We start from the raw sequence: 575 nt of genomic DNA on the forward strand, positions 1-575 counted from the left end.
AGTAAAACGTTAGCTGCTTTTCGAGATAATCGTTGATGATGATCCTCGCTTTATCAGCATCGATGCCTTGCGGGTTGAGCGTGCCGCGTAGCCATATACCGTCAATCAGTGATGCTATCCCGTGAGCAACCAATTCTGCTTGCTCCGCACTTAATAGTGCTTTTAGTTCTCTTCTTAGATGGGACAACAGACGTCGTTCATTCACTCGTTGCAAACGCTTAAGTTGCTCGTCATGCATAGAGTAAGACCAGAAAGCCAACCACGTTTTAGCCACTTTGTTTTCTGCCTGATAACCAACAAAGTTGCCGTCAATAATGGCGTTGATACGCTGATGATGAGCATCTGCTGGCAACACACGAAGCTTCCCAGTGATTGTTGAAGAAAGCTGACGAAGGATCTCGCGCATGGTTTCTTCTAACAACCCATGCTTACCACCGAAGTAGTGATTAATTATCCCCGTTGATACTCCAGCCTCTTTACTGATCAACGAGATGCTCGCAGCATGTAAACCGACTCTGTCAATCACAGACATGGTCGCTTTTACAAGCTGCGGTTTTCTGATTTCAGGCATCCCC

At 46.3% G+C, this 575-nt stretch carries 1 protein-coding gene; it reads right to left on the reverse strand.

Features of this window, described 5'->3' with window-relative positions; translation table 11 throughout:
* Nucleotides 1-575: transcriptional regulator BetI (betI, locus tag R8O11_RS29910; protein ID WP_318195218.1), on the reverse strand; the 575-nt coding region annotated here is incomplete at both ends.

The sequence above is a fragment of the Vibrio sp. 1288 genome (assembly GCF_033344475.1).